Source organism: Saccharococcus thermophilus (assembly GCF_011761475.1).
GTDB classification, from domain to species: domain Bacteria; phylum Bacillota; class Bacilli; order Bacillales; family Anoxybacillaceae; genus Saccharococcus; species Saccharococcus thermophilus.
The window spans coordinates 1,891,307-1,909,283 of the sequence record NZ_JAASRS010000001.1; the positions used below are offsets into that span (position 1 = coordinate 1,891,307).

General features: G+C 44.1%; 21 protein-coding genes. 6 read left to right on the top strand and 15 right to left on the bottom strand.

The window, feature by feature from the left end; all coding sequences use genetic code 11:
• Window positions 1-46: 46 nt before the first annotated feature.
• Window positions 47-952 carry a phosphate ABC transporter substrate-binding protein PstS family protein gene (locus BDD39_RS09900; protein ID WP_341801492.1) on the bottom strand — a complete coding sequence of 302 codons (906 nt, stop codon included), beginning with the start codon at window positions 950-952 and terminating at the stop codon, window positions 47-49.
• 171 nt (window positions 953-1,123) lie between these two features.
• Between BDD39_RS09900 and BDD39_RS09905 the strand changes: the two genes are divergently transcribed.
• On the top strand, window positions 1,124-1,441 hold the full coding sequence (locus BDD39_RS09905; RefSeq protein WP_166910328.1) for a LysM peptidoglycan-binding domain-containing protein: 318 nt from the start codon (window positions 1,124-1,126) through the stop codon (window positions 1,439-1,441).
• 87 nt (window positions 1,442-1,528) lie between these two features.
• Entirely contained in the window at window positions 1,529-2,626 is a 1,098-nt protein-coding gene (ispG, locus tag BDD39_RS09910) for a flavodoxin-dependent (E)-4-hydroxy-3-methylbut-2-enyl-diphosphate synthase (RefSeq protein ID WP_166910330.1), read from the top strand.
• Between the two features lie 23 nt (window positions 2,627-2,649).
• Here the strand turns inward: ispG and BDD39_RS09915 are convergent, their stop codons facing one another.
• On the bottom strand, window positions 2,650-2,994 hold the full coding sequence (locus BDD39_RS09915) for a DUF4190 domain-containing protein (protein ID WP_166910332.1): 345 nt from the start codon (window positions 2,992-2,994) through the stop codon (window positions 2,650-2,652).
• A gap of 240 nt (window positions 2,995-3,234) precedes the next feature.
• Between BDD39_RS09915 and BDD39_RS09920 the strand changes: the two genes are divergently transcribed.
• Complete coding sequence (locus tag BDD39_RS09920; protein WP_166910333.1) at window positions 3,235-3,801, top strand: hypothetical protein; 567 nt, start codon at window positions 3,235-3,237, stop codon at window positions 3,799-3,801.
• Window positions 3,802-3,821: 20 nt separating this feature from the next.
• On the opposite strand, the gene zur is transcribed toward BDD39_RS09920, so the two are convergent.
• The 4 genes from zur to BDD39_RS09940 all read right to left on the bottom strand — a co-directional run bounded on the left by zur (window position 3,822) and on the right by BDD39_RS09940 (window position 6,822).
• Entirely contained in the window at window positions 3,822-4,247 is a 426-nt protein-coding gene (zur, locus tag BDD39_RS09925; RefSeq protein WP_166910334.1) for a zinc uptake transcriptional repressor Zur, read from the bottom strand.
• A 6-nt stretch (window positions 4,248-4,253) separates the two neighbouring features.
• Complete coding sequence (locus tag BDD39_RS09930; RefSeq protein ID WP_166910337.1) at window positions 4,254-5,087, bottom strand: metal ABC transporter permease; 834 nt, start codon at window positions 5,085-5,087, stop codon at window positions 4,254-4,256.
• Window positions 5,088-5,102: 15 nt separating this feature from the next.
• Window positions 5,103-5,861 carry a metal ABC transporter ATP-binding protein gene (locus BDD39_RS09935; protein WP_166910339.1) on the bottom strand — a complete coding sequence of 253 codons (759 nt, stop codon included), beginning with the start codon at window positions 5,859-5,861 and terminating at the stop codon, window positions 5,103-5,105.
• A gap of 79 nt (window positions 5,862-5,940) precedes the next feature.
• Window positions 5,941-6,822, bottom strand: coding sequence for a YitT family protein (locus tag BDD39_RS09940; protein ID WP_166910341.1), 882 nt, complete (start codon window positions 6,820-6,822; stop codon window positions 5,941-5,943).
• 89 nt (window positions 6,823-6,911) lie between these two features.
• Here BDD39_RS09940 and BDD39_RS09945 point away from each other — a divergent pair, with 89 nt between their 5' ends.
• Entirely contained in the window at window positions 6,912-7,172 is a 261-nt protein-coding gene (locus BDD39_RS09945; RefSeq protein WP_166910343.1) for a DUF2624 domain-containing protein, read from the top strand.
• A 21-nt stretch (window positions 7,173-7,193) separates the two neighbouring features.
• On the opposite strand, the gene BDD39_RS09950 is transcribed toward BDD39_RS09945, so the two are convergent.
• Window positions 7,194-8,090, bottom strand: a complete 897-nt coding sequence (locus BDD39_RS09950; protein ID WP_166910345.1) for a deoxyribonuclease IV — start codon at window positions 8,088-8,090, stop codon at window positions 7,194-7,196.
• A gap of 22 nt (window positions 8,091-8,112) precedes the next feature.
• Entirely contained in the window at window positions 8,113-9,420 is a 1,308-nt protein-coding gene (locus BDD39_RS09955) for a DEAD/DEAH box helicase (RefSeq protein ID WP_166910347.1), read from the bottom strand.
• Window positions 9,421-9,606: 186 nt separating this feature from the next.
• Between BDD39_RS09955 and vrrA the strand changes: the two genes are divergently transcribed.
• Window positions 9,607-10,155, top strand: coding sequence for a VrrA/YqfQ family protein (gene vrrA, locus BDD39_RS09960; protein WP_166910349.1), 549 nt, complete (start codon window positions 9,607-9,609; stop codon window positions 10,153-10,155).
• Between the two features lie 208 nt (window positions 10,156-10,363).
• A complete protein-coding gene (locus BDD39_RS09965) occupies window positions 10,364-11,320 on the top strand; it encodes a 4-hydroxy-3-methylbut-2-enyl diphosphate reductase (protein WP_166910351.1) in 957 nt (318 codons plus the stop codon).
• 43 nt (window positions 11,321-11,363) lie between these two features.
• On the opposite strand, the gene BDD39_RS09970 is transcribed toward BDD39_RS09965, so the two are convergent.
• From BDD39_RS09970 to BDD39_RS10000, 7 genes are all read right to left on the bottom strand, one after another.
• Window positions 11,364-12,485, bottom strand: coding sequence for a Nif3-like dinuclear metal center hexameric protein (locus BDD39_RS09970; protein WP_166910353.1), 1,122 nt, complete (start codon window positions 12,483-12,485; stop codon window positions 11,364-11,366).
• On the bottom strand, window positions 12,482-13,186 hold the full coding sequence (locus BDD39_RS09975; protein WP_166910355.1) for a tRNA (adenine(22)-N(1))-methyltransferase: 705 nt from the start codon (window positions 13,184-13,186) through the stop codon (window positions 12,482-12,484). Before BDD39_RS09975 ends, BDD39_RS09970 begins: the two co-directional genes overlap by 4 nt.
• Before the next feature lie 85 nt (window positions 13,187-13,271).
• The gene (cccA, locus tag BDD39_RS09980) at window positions 13,272-13,634 is read right to left on the bottom strand and encodes a cytochrome c550 (protein ID WP_166910357.1); all 363 of its coding nucleotides are present in this window, start codon (window positions 13,632-13,634) and stop codon (window positions 13,272-13,274) included.
• Between the two features lie 134 nt (window positions 13,635-13,768).
• Window positions 13,769-14,308, bottom strand: a complete 540-nt coding sequence (locus tag BDD39_RS09985) for a hypothetical protein (protein ID WP_166910359.1) — start codon at window positions 14,306-14,308, stop codon at window positions 13,769-13,771.
• An 82-nt stretch (window positions 14,309-14,390) separates the two neighbouring features.
• Entirely contained in the window at window positions 14,391-15,515 is a 1,125-nt protein-coding gene (gene rpoD / locus BDD39_RS09990) for an RNA polymerase sigma factor RpoD (protein WP_166910361.1), read from the bottom strand.
• Between the two features lie 35 nt (window positions 15,516-15,550).
• Window positions 15,551-17,353, bottom strand: coding sequence for a DNA primase (dnaG, locus tag BDD39_RS09995; RefSeq protein WP_166910363.1), 1,803 nt, complete (start codon window positions 17,351-17,353; stop codon window positions 15,551-15,553).
• 38 nt (window positions 17,354-17,391) lie between these two features.
• Window positions 17,392-17,841 carry a YaiI/YqxD family protein gene (locus tag BDD39_RS10000; RefSeq protein WP_166910366.1) on the bottom strand — a complete coding sequence of 150 codons (450 nt, stop codon included), beginning with the start codon at window positions 17,839-17,841 and terminating at the stop codon, window positions 17,392-17,394.
• Between the last annotated feature and the right edge of the window lie 136 nt (window positions 17,842-17,977).

Below are 17,977 nucleotides of genomic sequence, written 5' to 3' on the forward strand. Positions count from 1 at the left end.
GAATGGGACTGGCTAAATGATGTAGCCAGCCCATACTATAATGGAATTATTCTAATTCGGAAATAGGAATATAACCCATTTCTTTTACTTTCGAAGCAAATTCGTTGCCTTTCACGTAATCGATAAATCCGCGCACTGCATCTTTCGGCTCGCCTTTTGTAATCATGTATTCATAAGACCAGAAAGGATATTTTCCCGCTTTGATATTTTCGATCGTTGGTTCTAATCCATCGATTTTTAACGTTTTTAAATTTTTCTTTTCGCCGATTAAGTATGACATTGCAACATAACTAATCGATCCTGGTGTCGAGTTAATCGCTTGTTCGACAGCGCCATTGGAATCTTGGACTGTTCCAACAGAATCATTGATTTTTACGCCTTTCATCACTGTTTTTTCAAACGTAGCACGTGTCCCAGAGGAAGCAGGACGGTTAATGACATTAATTTTTTCGTCTTTTCCGCCAACATCTTTCCAGTTTGTAATTTTTCCAGCGAAAATATCTTGAATTTGTTTAAGTGTTAAAGAATCTACAGCGACATCTTTGTTCACTACAAGTGCAAAAGCAATTCCTGCTACTTTATTATCAACAAGCTCTCCTGCTTTCGATTTATCTTCTAATTTTTCTGCGGATGGAACATCCGAGTTTCCGATTTGTACAGCGCCAGCGGCAACTTGGTTAACACCTGTTCCGCTGCCTCCACCTTGTACAGTAATCGAGACATTAGGGTATTTTTGCATAAATTCATTTGCTGCTTCTTCTGCAAGCGGTTGAAGAGCGGTCGATCCAGCTAACGTAATCGTTCCCGAATACGATTCCTGTTTCGTTTCTGTTTTTCCGGCATTTTGTCCTGTTGCGTTATCTGTTGTGTTATTCGATTTTCCGCACCCCGCAAGCATCCCTGTTATTAATAATGCAGCAATTCCGAATTTCATTGGTTTTTTCCACATTATTGTTTGACCCTCCTGATATTTTTGTGATCACGTACAAGTTCATTGTAAAGAAGGAGTTTTATGTCTTTATTAATCAAATGTTAAGTTTCCGTAAATCAGGCAGACATATTTTACATATTTTTTTGGGATAAGCATACATAGTTACTAACAACGTTCATTGGAGGAATAATAGTGAAAAAAGTAATCAGCGCCTTCATCCTATGTCTTTCCATCTATATCATTTACCGTGACATAACGACAGGAACGTTCATTCATCCGACAAAAGCAACAACCGTTTCACCTGAAGTCACCGATGCTCACATCCCGTATCAGATGGTAACCGTGCATCCGGGAGATACCCTATTATCGATTATTGAAGCACAGCAAAAGGGACCAATTCCTGTTTCGATTGACAAAGCGATCGCCGATTTTGAAAAACTAAATCCGGGAGAAAAAGCGCAAACATTAAGAATTGGAAAAACATATAAAATACCGTTATATAAACGTTAGTAGCGAATTTCTTGTCAAGTGACGATAAACATTGTTACAATAGTTCAGAAAGCGACATGAACTTGTTTCTTAAAGGAGCGAATTTCCGTGGGTGAAATTATTCATCGTTCAAAAACTCGTCCTGTTCGCGTTGGCAATTTAACGATTGGCGGAAATAATGAAGTTATTATCCAAAGCATGACAACAACCAAAACACATGACGTAGAAGCGACAGTCGCTCAAATAAAGCGGCTTGAGGAAGCGGGATGCCAAATCGTCCGTGTCGCCTGCCCGGACGAACGCGCGGCCAACGCTATTCCGGAAATTAAAAAGCGCATTAATATTCCACTCGTTGCCGATATTCATTTTGACTATAAACTAGCCCTTAAAGCGATTGAAGGTGGAGTCGATAAAATCCGAATCAATCCCGGCAATATCGGACGCCGCGAAAAAGTCGAAGCGGTCGTAAAGGCAGCAAAAGAACGCGGAGTGCCAATTCGCATCGGCGTGAATGCCGGATCATTGGAAAAGCGGATTTTGGAGAAATACGGCTATCCTACTGCAGACGGCATGGTCGAAAGCGCATTATATCATATCCGCATCTTAGAGGAGCTTGATTTCCACGATATTATCGTATCGTTAAAAGCATCCGATGTCCGTTTGGCGATTGAAGCATATGAAAAAGCAGCACGGACATTTGATTATCCGCTTCATCTTGGCATTACTGAATCAGGTACGCTATTTGCCGGAACGGTAAAAAGTGCGGCTGGGCTCGGTGCCATTTTAAGCAAAGGAATCGGCAATACGATTCGCGTATCGCTTAGCGCCGACCCGGTTGAGGAAGTAAAAGTGGCAAGAGAAATATTAAAGTCGTTCGGTTTAGCATCCAATGCGGCGACATTAATTTCTTGTCCAACATGCGGACGCATTGAAATTGATTTAATCAGTATCGCTAACGAAATTGAAGAATATATTTCCAAAATTAAAGCACCAATTAAAGTCGCAGTGCTAGGGTGCGCTGTCAACGGACCTGGTGAGGCACGTGAAGCGGATATTGGCATCGCTGGGGCACGCGGCGAAGGATTGTTATTCCGTCATGGCAAAATCGTCCGCAAAGTTCCAGAAGAAAAAATGGTGGAAGAATTGAAAAAAGAAGTCGACAAGCTAGCCGAAGAATACTTTGCCAAACAAAAACAAAAAGCTTGACGCTTGAAGCGCCAAGCTTTTTATTAGCGATAAAACGGCATGATGAACAGGCGGACGATAATCGCTACAATCCCAATGCCGATCGCCCACGCACCGAGTGTTTCGGCGCCGCGCCGGCGGGCGATAAAACCGACAATAATGCCTGCTGCTCCTAATAAGACAGGCCAAATAAATAAGGAAATAATGGAAAGGGCAAGTGCTAGCCAGCCTAACCCTGCTCCATTTGCTTCTTCGTCCCGTTCATCATAACGGCGGACTGGCTCGGCAATTTCTCCCGCCGTTTCTTCCATAAAGTCGTGTTCTGGTTCATCTTTTCTTATCGGTTGCACGTAGCTTTCGTTATATGTGCGGTTGCGATCATCCACCATGTGCTTCCCTCGCTTTCCTTAAGTAAGGAGCATTTATTAGTATGCAAATCTTATGCGAAATTATAGATGTGAATATTTTCTATAGATGTGAAGATGATGGCAACTAATTGGATGGCAAGCCTTTGGTATGCCTTGATCACGCTTAAAGCGTTGTGCTTGGCTGATTTCAGTCAAAACGTTGCATATATTATTGGTTTATCGATATTTCTAAAGTTTTACCTAAGGAGTGCGGAAACAAACATGAAAAAACGGCTTGGAATTGATATCGATGGAACCGTTACCTGTCCGAGTACATTTATTCCATATTTAAACGAGTCTTTCCGAAAAAATTTGACGCTAAAGGATATCACCCAATATAATTTAGCTCCGCTGTACGATACGACCGAAGAGGAAATGGATCGCTGGATGGAGAAATATGAAGCCATGATTTACGAATGCGCCCCGTTGGCCGAGCACGCGCTGGAAGTGATCAACAGCTGGAAAAACAAATACGAATTGTTTTATATCAGCGCGCGCGGTCGGCATTTATATGACATAACTGAACAATGGTTTCAAAAAAACGGCGTCCATTATCATCACATCGAATTAGTCGGCTCTCATAACAAGATTGAAGCAGTAAAAACATATGGCATTTCCGCCTTTTTTGAAGACAAATACGATAACGCCTGCGATATTGCCGAGGAATGTCATATCCCCGTCATTTTATTTGATACGCCATATAACCAAGGTCCGCTTCCAAAACAAGTCATCCGCGTCCAAAACTGGCTGGAAGCAAAACAGCATGTAGAACGGCTTTTATCAACATAAAGGAAAGGGATATCTCTGTTTTATATAGAGATATCCCTTTGACATTCTGGACATTTTCCATATATTTCAAATTTATGATCAGATATTTGATAACCTTGCAGCTGCTCTGCCAGCCCATCCATCGGGCATGCAGAAATTTCCTTTGTTTTTCCGCATTGTATACAAATAAAATGATGGTGATGATGATAAGCATCGCACGCGAAACGAAAATGTTTTTCCCCTGCCAACTCCGTCATTTCTAAAATGCCAAGCTCCACAAACAGCGATAAATTGCGGTAAATCGTGTCAAAGCTTAATCCCGGATAATCATCGCGCAGCGCTTCTAGTACATCTTTGGCCGTTAAATATTTATCGGTGTTTGCAAATAACTGCAGCATATCTTTTCGCTTATCTGTATGTTTAAATCCTTTTTCCTTCATCAAGCGAATGGCTTCTGCGACATTCATTCTTTCTTATCCCCTTCTCCATTTTTTCCATATTATTACGGAAAGCAAAATGACCACGGCAAGCATCACAATCGTGCCACCAGGAGCCAAGTCGAGCTGATAGGAAAGCACCAATCCGACAACGACCGATATTTCTCCAAATAAAACAGAGTAAGCGATCGCCTGCTTAAATCCTTTGGCAATGCGAATGCTCGCCGCCACCGGAAGCGTCATCAACGAAGAAATAAGCAAAACGCCAACGATCCGCATCGACGCGGCGATCACCAGCGCGACTAACACGATAAATACAAAATGGATCAACTTGGCACGAATCCCAGAAATGATCGCATATTCTTCATCAAAAGAAAGAAGAAACAGTTCTTTATACAACAATAAAATCATGCCGGTTACAATGCAGGCGATGGCAAGTACCGTCCATACATCCTGGCGGCTAACGGCGCTGACACTGCCGAACAAGTAGGAAAACAAATCCGTATTAAAGCCGTCTGCGAGAGAAATAAAAATGACGCTAAGGCCAATGCCGCCAGAAAGAATGATCGGAATTGCCAGCTCTTGATAATGTTTATAGACTGCCCGCAACTTTTCAATAAAGAGCGAGCCAAGGACAGAAAACCCCATTCCGATATAAAGCGGATTCCAACTTGCAAAGTAAGCGAAATTTTTGCCAAGCAGCAAACTTGCGGCAATCCCGGCAAGCGTCACATGGCTGAGCGCGTCGGCAATAAGCGACAAACGGCGCACTACAATAAATACGCCGAGAAGCGGAGCGGCAAATCCAATTAATATTCCGGCGATAAACGCGTTGCGCAAAAATTCATATTGCCAAATTGCTTCGAGCATTGTCTCATTCCCCCATCAGTGTTGATGAGAAAGCACATGAAGCGAATGCCCGTAAAATTGCGATAATGCGTCTTCCCCGAGCTTTTCAAATTCTTCGGCTTTCCCATGGAAATATAAATGTTTATTTAAACAGGCAACATGTGTCACTTTTTCGGTGATCGTTCCAACATCGTGTGTGACAAGAATGAGCGTGATGCCAAGACGTTGATTCAATTCATCAAGCATGTTGTAAAAATTTTGCACATGGTGAATATCAACGCCAACCGTCGGTTCATCTAAAATAAGCAGCTCCGGCTTGCTGACAATCGCTCGGGCAATAAAGACGCGCTGCTGCTGGCCGCCCGATAATTCGCCAATATTCCGCTTGGCAAATGCGCTCATGCCAACTGCCTCAATCGCTTCTAATACCGCTTGTTTATCGTTTTTCGTAAAGAAACGAAACATTCCTCGCTTCGCGGTCAGCCCGCTTGCCACTACTTCATAAACAGTGGCAGGAAATCCACTGTTAAAACTGTTGGCCTTTTGCGAGACAAAGCCGATCCGATACCACTCTTTAAACGATTCAATCGGTGTTCCGAACAAAGAAATATGGCCTTGCTGCGGCTTTAACAAGCCTAATACGCATTTTAATAGCGTCGATTTCCCCGAACCGTTTGGGCCGACTAGTCCTAAAAACGCACCCTTTGGTACGGCTAAATGAATATCCTCTAATACATTTTCTTTTTCATAACGAAACGATACATGTTCCATTTCCAGAACGTATTCTGTTTCCATCGCGTTCTCTCCTGTTAATCAGAATAATTACGATTTAGCTACGAACGTAGTATAGCGGATTGAACGCCATTTGTAAACATTAATGAATCGCCGATTTAAACCGTGCTCCTCTTACTTCATGGGTATCCATAATCGTAATAAAGGCCTCAGGATCAATTTCATTGACGATCGACTTAAGCTTCGTTACTTCCAAACGCGTCACTACGGCGTAAATGACTTCTTTCTGCTCATCCGTATAGCCGCCTTTGCCAAGCAGTTTGGTCGTCCCGCGTCCTAGCCGGTGTAAAATCGCATCCGAGATCTCTTCATAATGGTCGGAAACGATTAAAGCCGCCCTCGTTTCATCTAATCCTTCAATGACCGCGTCGATCGTTTTAAAGGCAATATAATAGGTCATCACCGAATACATCGCTTGTTCTATGCCGAACACGAATGCCGCCCATCCAAAAATAAAGACGTTAATAAACATGACAAATTCTCCGACAGAAAATGGAAGCTTTTTCGTAAGCAAAATTCCTAAAATCTCCGTTCCATCCAACGATCCGCCATGCCGAATGACAAGACCGACGCCAAGCCCTAGCGCCAACCCGCCAAAAACCGTGGCTAAGATCGGCTCTTTTGTCAACGGCGCAAAATGGTGAAAAAACCGTTCCGCCACTGCCAGAAAGATAATGCCGATAATCGATGAAAGCATGAACGTCTTGCCGATTTGCTTGTAGCCGAAGTACATAAAAGGGGCATTAAGGAGAATAACAAGCGTGGCAAAATTTAAAAACGACCATTTATCCGGGATTAAATAATCCAAGATCAGCGAAACTCCGATTATTCCACCGTCAATCATTTGATTTGGTATTAAAAGCCGTTCAATGGAAAACGCGGCCAGTGAAGCGCCCAATAAAATAAAAAAGAGGCGATAAATAACACGGCTAAGTCGCTCCTTTTTATGCTGTTTCTGCGCCAAAATACCACCCTTTCTTTTTATTTCATTATACCATACACTTTTCCATCCTTCATTTCATATGATGCATAGCAAAGAGGAGGGGTCACAATATGAACCTTTATCAACAGCTCATTCAACAAAAACTGAAAACCATTACCCCCGAGGAACTCGTGTCATACAGCCATGACTATAACATTCCGATCACCGTCGAGCAGGCAAAAAAAATTCTCCACATTGCGCGAACCAATAAAATCAATGTGTTTGATCCTCAGGAAAGAAAAAAATGGGTAAAAGAGCTGGCGAAAATTACATCGCCGCAAGTGGCGAAAAAAGCAAATGAATTATTCTTAAAATTCATCAATAAGAAATAAAAGGGCATTATTTCTGCCCTTTTACTTTTCTTCTATAATTTTGCTTAGCACATCTTCATCAAATGTTTGTGCGCGCAACATGGCAATTTCGTGCTTGTACGGCGGTTTTTTATGATTTTTGTCCTCACCGACATATGGCGTCTCTAAAATTTTCGGAATATCGTCAAGCTGCGGATGATGAACGATATAGTTTAACGCAGCAAAGCCGATATGCCCAAAACCAATGTTTTCATGACGGTCCTTCCGGCTTCCACGCGGATTTTTGCTGTCGTTAATATGCAGCACTTTGAGCCGATCTAGTCCGATAATGCGGTCAAATTCCTCCAATACGCCGTCAAAATCCTCAACAATGTTATAGCCGGCATCATGCGTATGGCATGTATCAAAACAGACAGATAATTTTTCGTTATAGGCCACGCCGTCGATAATTTGCGCCAGCTCTTCAAAGCTGCGGCCGCATTCCGAACCTTTTCCCGCCATTGTTTCTAGCGCAATTTGCACTGTTTGCTCACGCGTCAACACTTCGTTTAACCCTTCGATAATTTTGCGGATGCCGGCTTCCGGCCCCGCTCCGACATGCGCGCCTGGATGCAGAACGATTTGCTTGGCGCCAATCGCTTCTGTCCGTTCAATTTCTGAACGCAAAAATTCTACGCCAAGACGAAATGTATCAGGATTTTTCGTATTGCCGATATTAATGATGTACGGAGCATGAACGACGATTTCTTCAATGCCATGCGCTTGCATATGGGCAACGCCTGCTTCAATATTGAGCTCTTCAATTTTTTTGCGCTTTGTGTTTTGCGGCGCCCCGGTATAAATCATAAACGTATTCGCTCCGTAAGAAACAGCTTCTTCGCTGGCGGCAAGCAGCATTTTTTTTCCGCTCATCGATACGTGTGAGCCGATTTTTAGCATTTCTCTTCTCCCTTTCCGTTAATTACTGTTTCTTTAAGCGGCGCAACCGCTTTTTTTGTTTTTCTATTTCGGCGAGCAATTTTTTCTTATATCCCGGCTTCACTTGTTTCGGCTTTTTCATTTTCGCAAGCAGCGGCGCGATCTCCTCATCTTGTTTGGCCCGTTTGCTGCGCCGGTTCCAAGGCGGCAAATCAACCCATTCGCCGCGCACAAGATCGCGATGCAAAAACTCAATCCCCATTTTTTCTAATTTTGTAATCGCATCCTGATCGGACGGTTCATAAATGGTTGCCGCGATACCAGTGTAGCCGGCGCGTGCCGTGCGTCCGACACGGTGAATGTAAAACTGCAAATCGCGAGGCAGCTCATAGTTGATGACGTGGCTTACCCCTTCAATATCAATGCCGCGCGCCGCTAAGTCGGTCGCGACAATATATTGAAATTCTAAATCGCGAATTTGTTTCATCATTTTTTTCCGTTCGCGCGGCGACAGATCGCCATGTAAAATCCCGATTTTTAATCCCTTTTCCGCCAGGCTGTCCGCCAATTCGTCGGCCATTTTTTTCGTATTCGTAAATACAATTGCTAAATACGGGTTATAGGCAACGAGCATATCGTGCAGCAGCTTCACTTTGTCACGGCTGCGAAGCGGCACGAGGACATGTTCAATCTTTTCTGCCGCCACCTGCTTTGGCGCAACATGAATATATTTCGGATTTTCCATGTATTTTTTCAAAAACGGCTTTAATTTTTCCGGAATCGTCGCCGAAAAAACGAGCATTTGCAATTCTTTCGGCATGCGTGCCGCAATTTGGTCCACATCGACGATAAACCCCATATCAAGCATTAAATCAGCCTCATCAACGACCAGCATCGTCGCCGTGTGCACATTTAAGGCTTGCTCGCGAATAAGATCATTGATTCTTCCCGGCGTTCCGACAACAATATGCGGCTGTATTTTCAGTTTTTCTAGTGCTTTTTGCTTATCGGTTCCGCCGATAAAACAACGCGCCGCAATTTGCCGTTCGGCCGGACAAAATTTTATAATTTTTAACACTTCATGATAAATTTGCGTGGCAAGTTCGCGCGTTGGCGCCGTAATCACCGCCTGCACCGCCTCGCGCTCCGGATCAATTTTTTCGATTATAGGCAGTAAATAAGCATGGGTTTTCCCTGTTCCAGTTTGCGACTGGCCAATGACGCTTTCCCCGCGAAGGACGCTTGGAATAACTCGTTCTTGAATTTCTGTCGGTTTATAAAAACGAAGCTCTTTAATTGCTTCCATAATAAACGGCTGAAAGTCAAACCGTTCAAATAACGTTTCTTTCATTCCCCATTACTCCCTTCTGCTCCGACTTTGCCGAAAGCCGAATAGCTCGATTCATCATTATATCTAATTTTTGCGTGGTGCTGCAACTTCAGACGATAAGAAGAAGAGAAAAACATTTCCCATTTTTGTCGCATACTTTATGAAAGAGATATTCTCTTACTTTAGCCTAGAAAGGAGGAAAATACGATGATCTACAACCGGCCACCGATGTTTCCTTCTTCCCCGATGCCGCGCTCTTTTTTAAGGATGCCGCCTTCTTCCTTTCCTGCCATGAGGGCACCCGCTCCTCGTCCAGGACTTGGCGGCTTCTTATCCCGTTTGTTTTCAAGGGGGCAGCCGATCGCTTCGCCATCCCCATGGATAACGCCAATGGTGCAAAACACCGCCGCTAGCGCTGGCGCCGCCACCAACACAGGTGGGGGATTTCTTGGTCTGTTGACGAACGTGCAAAAAATGGTTGGCGTTGCACAAAACGTCATGCCAATGGTGCAGCAATACGGCCCGCTAATTAAAAACCTTCCCGCCATGATCCGCATATGGAGAGAATTAAAACCAGCGGATGAAGAAGAGAACGAAAAAACAGAAAACAAGGAGAAAAAAGCTGGTCAAGAAAACAAGAAAAAAACAGCGTCTTCGGCAAAAAAACGAACGATACCGAAAGCAAAAAGCGACGAAAATAAAGAGGCGGCAGCCGCAAAAACGCCAAAGCCATCCACACCAAAGCTATATATTTGACATTTTTCCCAAGAAGGCTTCCGGTGCAGCGCGTCAAATAGAAGGAAACCGTCTTCTTCTACGCGTCAGCTTCTTTGCTAGAGATGATAAGAGTCTCCCACCTATCAAGATTCATCGCATGGTTATTCTTTGTATTCCCCCTTTTTCTCCGATATAATGTAAAGGAAAGCAATTGCTTTTTACATGTCGGAGTTTAGGAGGAAACAAAATGGAAGTGATTAAAATTACCCCGCGCGGCTACTGCTACGGGGTTGTCGATGCGATGGTTATCGCAAGAAATGCCGCCTTAGATCCTACATTGCCACGACCGATTTATATTCTTGGAATGATCGTTCACAATAAACATGTTACCGATGCATTTGCCGAAGAAGGAATTATCACGCTAGACGGGGAAAACCGGCTAGAGATTCTCGAAAAAATCGACAAAGGAACCGTCATCTTTACCGCGCACGGCGTATCTCCTGAAGTGAAAAAACGGGCGCGCGAAAAAGGGCTTGTTACGATTGATGCGACCTGTCCGGATGTAACAAAAACGCACAATTTGATCCAGGAAAAGCTAGCCGACGGATACGAAATTATTTACATCGGCAAAAAAGGCCATCCCGAACCGGAGGGAGCGGTCGGCATTGATCCAACACGCATTCATCTTGTCGAAACGGTTGAAGATGTAGAATGTCTGGCGATTCAAAGCGACCGCGTCATGGTCACAAACCAAACGACGATGAGCCAATGGGACGTTGCCGATATTATGGAAAAAGTAAAAGAAAAATATCCGCATGTCGAAATGCATAAAGAAATTTGCCTCGCTACCCAGCTCCGTCAAGAAGCGGTGGCGGAACAGGCGAAAGAAGCCGACGTGACGATTGTCGTCGGCGACCCGCGCAGCAATAACTCTAACCGCCTCGCCCAAGTATCGGAAGAAATCGCCGGCACGAAAGCATATCGCGTTGCCGATGTAACGGAAATTGACATTAACTGGATTAAAGATGCAAAAAAAGTGGCCGTCACGGCAGGAGCCTCGACTCCTACTCCTATAACGAAGGAAGTCATCGACTTTTTAGAGCAGTTTGATCCAAACGATCCGACAACATGGAAACGTGAACGAAACGTACCATTGCAAAAAATATTGCCGAAAGTAAAGGCAAAGAAAGAAACAAAAAAATGACAAAACAAGGCTGACCCCATCGGCACGGGGCCAGCCTTCTGTTTTATACAAATGTAAACGGGTCGGTATGCACTTTCGAGACATAAATGGACGCTGCAAACTGCCGCTTTTCCAATTCAGCTTCTAAAAAGCGGGCGAGACCTTGTTTCATGACTTTCTCTACGTTATGCCCTGGGTCCACTATATTTAGCCCCAGCATCATGGCGTCATGTGCAACATGGTAATAAACATCTCCGGTGACATACACGTCCGCTCCAACCGATTTGGCCTGTGAAATGTATTTGTTTCCGTCTCCGCCCACTACCGCGACTTTTTGTACCGTATCTTGCAAATTGCCGACAACACGGACAGCTGGTACGTCCAACGATTTTTTTACATGCTCGGCAAACTCATCAAGCGTCATTGCCCGTGGCAAGCGGCCAATTCTTCCTAGTCCAAATATTTTCCCTTTATTTTCAAGCGGGTATATATCATACGCTACTTCTTCATATGGATGCGCATGCAACATTGCAGCAATCACCTTGTTTTGCAAAGAAGCGGGCACAATGGTTTCAATACGGACTTCTTCTACTTTTTCCAGCGCCCCCGCCTTTCCGATAAACGGATTGGCTCCTTCTAAAGGCAAAAACGTACCGATGCCACGACCGTTAAACGTGCAATGGCTGTAGTTGCCGATGTGGCCCGCCCCCGCGTTTCCGATTGCCTCCCGCACAAGATCGGCGTGTGTTTCCGGAACATAAACGACCAATTTTTTCAGTGGTTCTTCATATGTTGGAACGAGTACTTCTACTTGCTCCAATCCTAGCGCTTCCGCTAGCCAGTCATTGACTCCTCCATCGGCAATATCTAAATTCGTATGGGCGGCATAAATAGCAATATTATGTTTTAGGCATTTTTCTATCATGCGCCCTTGCGCCTGATCGGTAACGAGCTGCTTTAACGGACGGTAAAGCGGCGGGTGATGAGCGATAATGAAATCGACTCCTTCGGCGATCGCTTCATCGATGACATCCTCTAAAACATCTAACGCAATCATCACTTTTTGAACCGGTTTATTTAACGTCCCAATTTGCAGACCGATTCTGTCACCTTCCATTGCCAAATGTTTCGGGGCAAACTGTTCCAACAGCTGAATGATTTCGTAACCGTATGGAATTTTGCTCACTGCAATGCCTCCTCCACAAGCTTGATTTTTTCTTCTAGCTCTCGTTTTTTTGCCGCTGCAGACTCCGTTTCTGCTTTTTCCGTTAATTGGCGGACAATTTGCTTCCAATGGGCGAGTTCATTATTCCATTTTTCGAGAAACACATCATTCTTTTCCTTTAATAAAAATGGACCTAATAACAGTTCTGCCTCGATATTAGCATACGGCTTTTTCCCATCGCCTTTTTCGGCGACCAGCACTTCATAAATTTTCCCATCCTCTTTCAATATTCGTTCCGCAATTAATTCCCAGCCGTTATTCATCAGCCATTTACGCACGACATCCGCCCCAACGTTTGGCTGCAAAATAAGCCTTTGGACACCCGAGAGCTTGTCCTTTCCAGCCTCTAAAATATTCGTAATCAATGTTCCTCCCATTCCGGCAATCGTAATACAGTCGACTTCTCCAGGAGAGAGGACTGCCAAGCCGTCACCTTTGCGAACGGAAATGACATGTGAAAGCCCCGCTTTTTCGACCTGCTGTTTCGCCGAACGGAGCGGACCATCTGCCACTTCTCCTGCTATTGCTCTCGTAATATATCCATGCAAATAAGCATAGCACGGCAAATACGCATGATCAGAGCCAATATCGGCAAGCGCCGCCCCTCTTGGAATAAAAGAAGCGACGGTTTCTAGGCGCTTCGATAGATGGAACTCATTCATCGCTTCTATTCACATCCCTTTTCTTCTTCTGTCTATTGTATCATAAACAAAAAATCCCTTCACCGAAGGCAAAGGGATTTTCATGTTATTTCAATTGAGAGAGCCATTTCGCCATTGCATCGGCTTTATCCGGCGGGACAAGACCTGAAGGCATATTGCCGCGGCCATGTTGAATAATGTCTTTAATTTGGTCAAGCGAAAGCTGTTTACCTACTCCTTTTAATGATGGACCAACCCCGCCTTCATAATTTTGCCCATGACAGCCGCTGCAGGTTTGTTGATAGAATTTTTCTGGTGTGAACTCGGCAGTTTGTTCGGTTTTCGCGCCGCCTTTTTTCTCTTTCGCGAGCTCCTTCGCGTCGCCGAGCCCTTTAAATGAAAGGGCTAGAGTAAGTCCGATCCCGAACACCATAATGATAAAAAACGGGACCAACGGGTTTCGATTCATCTTTTTTACCTCCCTTATGTATGACCATTGTTCAAAAAATAGAACCGCTGCAAACAATTTTATTTTACTGTAAATTGTTGTGAAGGAAAAGCCCCAAAATCTGATGCTCTAGGCAAAATCGCCGCGCAAACGGGCTAGCGTAAAAGAAAAACAATTAAAATTCCTGTCCCAATTATACCTGATAAAAGGAAATAAAGTAAATGGAATCGTTTTCCCATGAATATCCATAATAAGCAATTGGCGAAAACCGTTAAGGCCGTAATTGCTTTTTGTTTGGGAAAATAATATTCGCTGACTTCCATGGTTGAAAGAAGAAAAATCCATGCACCGCTAATAAGCGGAATATGAAACATATTTCGTCTTTCCTTCCACCTCCATATCGCAATAAGACATATAAGAAAAAAAAGGGCGAAAAGGAGCATTTGCAAAACGAATGACAATTCAGTAAAATAAATGACAAGAGCACTTGCTGGCAACAATAGACAAATTATTCCCGCAAGAAGAATGGTGAACACCGTTCGTCGGCGGCCTGAAACGCGATCATGCGGACGTTTTTTATCATCGCCTTCCGTATATAACGCCAGCAAATAATTACAATATTTTTCTGGAAGGAGGCGAGAACGCTTCCAATACTCAATTTCCCGCACAATTATTTCACGTCTTCGTTCATCCATACTCATCCGCCTTTCAAAAAGAAAAAAGAAAAAATAGTTTACTTCTCAAGGAATATGAAGAAGTAAACTATTGTAAAAAAGATTACTCTAAAAAGTCTTTCAGCCGTTTGCTGCGGCTTGGGTGACGCAACTTGCGAAGCGCTTTTGCTTCAATTTGCCGAATGCGTTCGCGTGTGACGCCGAAAACTTTTCCAACCTCTTCCAATGTTCGTGTTCGGCCGTCATCTAATCCGAAACGCAAGCGCAAAACGTTCTCTTCACGGTCAGTCAGCGTATCTAATACATCTTCTAGCTGTTCTTTTAACAGCTCGTACGCGGCGTGCTCAGATGGCGATGTCGCGTCTTGGTCTTCAATGAAATCGCCTAAATGCGAATCGTCTTCTTCGCCAATCGGCGTTTCCAGAGACACTGGCTCTTGAGCAATTTTTAAAATTTCGCGCACTTTTTCTGGAGTTAAATCCATTTCTTCGGCGATTTCTTCCGGGGTTGGTTCACGTCCAAGATCTTGGAGCAGTTGCCGCTGCACGCGGATCAGTTTGTTAATCGTTTCGACCATATGCACAGGGATGCGGATCGTCCGTGCTTGATCGGCAATGGCGCGCGTAATCGCCTGACGAATCCACCATGTCGCATAAGTGCTGAATTTATACCCTTTACGATAGTCAAACTTTTCAACTGCTTTGATCAGCCCCATGTTTCCTTCTTGAATTAAATCAAGAAACAGCATCCCGCGGCCGACGTAACGTTTCGCGATGCTGACAACAAGGCGGAGGTTGGCCTCTGTTAAGCGGCGTTTCGCTTCTTCGTCGCCTTGCTCAATTCGTTTCGCCAGCTCGATTTCTTCTTCGGCAGACAAGAGCGGAACACGACCAATTTCTTTTAAATACATGTGCACCGGGTCGTTAATTTTGACGCCAGGAGGAACCGATAAATCATTTAAATCAAATTCTTCTTCTTTTGTTAAATCGTCAATGTCAGGATCTGCTTCTAAATCAGATTCACTAATAACCTCAATTCCTTGGTCAGCCAAGTATTCGTAATATTCGTCCATTTGATCCGAATCAAGATCAAAGCCGGACAAACGTTCAGCGATTTCTTCATACGTTAAGATACCGCGTTTTTTGCCAAGCTCGGTTAGCTGTTCCTTTACTTGTTCAAGGGTTGCGTCTGCATCGGCTTGTTTCGAACGAGCTGGTTTTTCAGCCATTTCACTACCTCCTTTTTAAAACTTATATCACCATGTTATGAAGAAGATAACATCTTCTTCATATCAATAATTTCTTTCGCAATGCGCGCAGCAGTTAGAAAGTCTTTTTTTCGTTCTGCTTCTGCCTTTTCTTGCTCTTTTTCTTTTAGCATTAACCATTTCGGATAATTCAACACATGCCTTATATAATCATTCAGCTCCTGATCCGAAATTTCGTCAGTAATCAATAATAGCGAAAGCTCGGTTGCCAGCGGCTTCAAGTCATCAGGCAGACGCGAAAGCAACAAGCTGACATTCGGTTCATTTCCTTCTTCGTAAAAAGCGTAAATATAAGCAGCAATCGCTCGATGTTCTTCGAGATTGAATCTGCCTGCGATCTTTTCCTGAACAACCATCGCGACATCACGATTTTGCAGCATATGGGCAAGCAACATTCTCTCCGCATTTTGAAATGCAGGAAGAAGCTTTTTTTGCAGCAGCGGTTTTGGTGCTGCTTCCCGGTCTATAGGATCAGAATGCTTGACTGCATCTCTATAGCGGTTTAACTGCTCCTGCAAGGCGGTCAGCGAAAGGGAAAACTCATCGGCCAACTGCCGTAAATAGTAGTCCCATTCAATCGGATTCGGCAGCTTGCTGATTTCACGAAGCACTTCCTCGATATAACGGATTTTATCATTTTCATTCTGCAAGTTTTTTCCCTTGCGAAAATACATCATTTTAAACGTCATCAGCGAGCTGCTAGCATCAATAATATCACGCTGAAACCGCGCCGCACCATATTTCCTTATATATTCATCCGGGTCGAGTCCATCGGGAATTGTGGCGACTTTCACATGACAGCCTGCATCCGCTAACAGCTTTGCGGCCCGGAATGTCGCTTCTATTCCCGAAGCATCGCCATCATAGCAAATAATGACTGTATCGACATTGCGTCGAAGGATGCGCGCATGCTCTTCTGTCAATGCCGTGCCCATCGTTGCCACCGAATGGGCTACACCTGCCTGTACGGCGGAAATAACATCCGCAAACCCCTCTAATAGGACGGCTTCTTGATGCTTTCGAATATGTAGGCGCGCTTGATGAAAATTGTATAAAATGGTTCCCTTATGAAAAATGGGTGTTTCTGGGCTGTTTAAATATTTCGGCTGACCTTCTCCGAGCAGTCTGCCTGAAAAACCGACTGCATCCCCATGATGATTATGAATGGGAAACATGATACGATGGCGAAAACGATCGACATAGCCGCCGTTTTCTTTGCGGATGATCAACCCGGCTTTTTCCATCAGGCTAGGCGAAAAGCCGCGCCCTAACAAAAGTTTGGCGGCAAAATCCCATGAGTCAGGCGCATAGCCGATTTCAAACTGATCGATCATCTCCCTTGTCCATCCGCGCGCCTGCAAATAATCAAATGCTTCCTGCCCTTCCTTTGTATTTACAAGCAAATGATGGTAAAATTTTTTCAAAAGCGCATGCGCTTCGATCATCATTTTTGTTTCGCCTGCGTCGGTACGATGGGGTTTATCGCCATCGTCCAGCTTGAAAGCGGACAAATCCACGTTTGCCCTCACGGCCAGCCGTTGAACCGCTTCGATAAAGGTGAGACCTTCTATATCCATTAAAAACGAGAATACATTTCCTCCGGCACCGCAACCGAAACAATGAAAAATTTGTTTTTCTGGAGAAACCGAAAACGATGGGGTTTTCTCCCCATGAAACGGACATAATCCAAAGTAATTACGTCCTTGTTTTTTTAACTGGACGTAATCGCTAATCACATCCACGATGTCGACGTTACGGCGAATTTCTTCAATCGTTTCTTCGGGAATACGATACCCCATATGAACAACTCCGTATCTTATTATTCTCGGATCTGCGTCTATTTTCCTTTGAGTTTCGACAAAATTTTTTCGAAATTTTGCCGAAAGAGACGACGATCACGATCGGAAAACTGCTTCATTCCTTTCGGGTACACCCCTTGCTTTCGCATTTTGGCATGAAGATAACGATGATGAAGGGCATTTTCCATCTCTTCCTCTTTATACACCTTTCCGCGTGGAGAGATGACATGCACACCGCGGTTCACCAGCATGCTTGCCAACCCGATATCTTGCGTCACCACCACATCTCCGCTTGCCGCATGGTTTAAAATATACAAATCCACCGCTTCCTTTTCGGCATCGACATATACCCACTTCATCTGCTGCAACGGAGAAAAGTGGTTGTACGAAGAAATAAATACACTTGGTACATTATATTGCGAAGCAATGGAGAAAATTTCACTTTTTATTGGGCAAGCATCCGCATCTACAAAAACAGTTGGTCCCACTGTCTCTATCTGACTGCTATCGCCATCAGTCGCGTTCCTGACTTGGATAGGGCTAATCGAGCAACCAGACTTACACCTCCTATTATTCTACACCGTTCTTGAAAATCCTTCTTTTCCCCCCATATAATGAACGAAT